General features: G+C 42.9%; 1 protein-coding gene and 1 pseudogene. Both read right to left on the reverse strand.

Annotation, left to right across the window (positions count from 1 at the left end; all coding sequences use genetic code 11):
* Positions 1-367, reverse strand: a pseudogene (locus F6K49_RS43810) (hypothetical protein); the annotation flags it as partial.
* A gap of 103 nt (positions 368-470) precedes the next feature.
* Positions 471-1,496, reverse strand: coding sequence for a hypothetical protein (locus F6K49_RS43815; protein WP_293108078.1), 1,026 nt, complete (start codon positions 1,494-1,496; stop codon positions 471-473).
* Between the last annotated feature and the right edge of the window lie 545 nt (positions 1,497-2,041).

The raw sequence follows: 2,041 nt of genomic DNA on the forward strand, positions 1-2,041 counted from the left end.
ACTCTTCCGAAGCGGTTGGGGAAAGAATCCATAAACGAGGCAGTTCTGTCACCCTAACTTGGGCATTAGTGCGCTTAGCCTGACGGAAAACTTGACCATGAACCTGAATCAGTTTACCGATACAACTGAGCACCTCAAATTTAGTGACTGGGTTGCGGAACGGTTCAAATATGGCAGGGGTTGTGGCCAGTTTTCCGAGTAATCCCAGGCTTTGTCCATTGGTGGTTAGTGGCTGGGATGGCAAAAAGTAAACATCAATTTCTTGAACTTCCCCAGGCACTTTCCAGCTCGTTTCTACCTTCCCCAGGGGGTCGAGGAGTTCTTTCAGACATTGTTTGGCAAATTGGTCATGGACGTTTCTGGTCATGGAACAGCCTCAGGACTATTGATTTAATTAGTATTTAATTACGAGTTAAGTAATAAGCGGATGATCGAGCTAGTCAACCGGCACGACATTGGGGATTAATAACCTAATTTCCCTCTCCAAATCGAGTCAATAATTCTAGTCGAGACAATTGTAAGAGTAGGGGGATAAATTCTTCTGGAGAGAGTGCCATCAATGGCTCAATAATGTCGAGCAGTTCCTGGTCTAGTTCACCAAAACGGCTACGCAATAAGTAGGTGACCATACTACGACGTTCGTTTTGCCTACCTTGGACTAGTCCTTCTTGTTTGCCCTCGACTAGTCCCTCTTGTTTGCCTTGCACTATTCCTTCTTGTTTGCCTTGCACTATTCCTTCTTGTTTACCTTGCACTATTCCCTCTTGTCTGCCAAGCTCGGTAGCCAATTCCAGTCGTTGTTGATATATCTGAGATAATTGCATGATTAACTCCCGGTCATCTTCCTCAAGGTTTTGATTTTGTTTGATACGTGCCTCTAAGATGGCGAGCATGTCATATACTAATTCTAGGATATTGTCTTTGTGCTGACTCCCGTTCGGTAGGGATTTCAATTCTTCAATCGCTTGCTGTTGCACTCTACCTCTACCAAGAATTCTCAACCATAAGGTTTCCGGGGTCACTGGTAGTTGGTGAATCGCCACAATGGCCGTATACAAGGATTTCCCCAGAAAGTACATCCCCCTGGGATAATTAACTAGATCTGCTTGGAAATTGAAGCTTTCTAAAAACTCTTCGGAAGCGGTTGGGGAGAGAATCCATAAACGAGGCAGTTCTATCACCCTAACTTGGGCATTAGTTCGCTTAGCCTGACGGAAAACTTGACCATGAACCTGGATCAGTTTACCGATACAACTGAGCACCTCAAATTTAGTAACTGGGTTGCGGAACGGTTCAAATATGGCAGGGGTTGTGGCCAGTTTTCCGAGTAATCCCAGGCTTTGTCCATTGGTGGTTAGTGGCTGAGATGGCAAAAAGTAAACATCAATTTCTTGAACTTCCCCAGGCACTTTCCAGCTGGTTTCTACTTTCCCCAGGGGGTCGAGGAGTTCTTTAAGACATTGTTTGGCAAATTGGTCATGGACGTTTCTGGTCATGGAGCACTCTAAAGACTATAGGAAAGGAAAGAGGGAATAGGGAATAGGGAATAGGGAGTAGGGAGTAGGGAGTAGGGAGTAGGGAGTAGGGAGTAGGGAGTAGGATAAAATTAGCTGTAATTCATAATTATAGCCGATAATTATTCATTTTAAAATAAAATTTTAATCAAAAAAAACGGTGATAATTTTTTAAAAAATGACCATAAAAATCAAGGCTTATTTAGCATCATTACAAAAACTTATCCGATTTATTTCCTACTCTTCCCTGTTCCCTGTTCCCTGTTCCCTGTTCCCTGTTCCCTATTATTTATAAGTATTCAACCGAAAATGATATAAAATAGAGTGGGTGCATAATGCCAGCTAGGATGAACGGTTCTATGTTCCAACCGCAGCTTGGTACAGAATAGGGAAAAAACTCGTAACTTCTCAATAACCGCTGTGGGGTGAAAGAGATAGGTATAGAGTTAGCCCCCTTGTCAAGAGTGCATAAATCTGGTTAAACAAAGGTATGCTAGAAAACTCTGTGCAAGTAAAAAATGAGCAAC

The organism is Moorena sp. SIO3I6, from assembly GCF_010672095.1.

Excerpts from the sequence above, each read along its gene's own strand:
- F6K49_RS43815 (WP_293108078.1), bottom strand. The coding sequence starts at position 1,496 with ATGACCAGAAACGTCCATGACCAATTTGCCAAACAATGTCTTAAAGAA.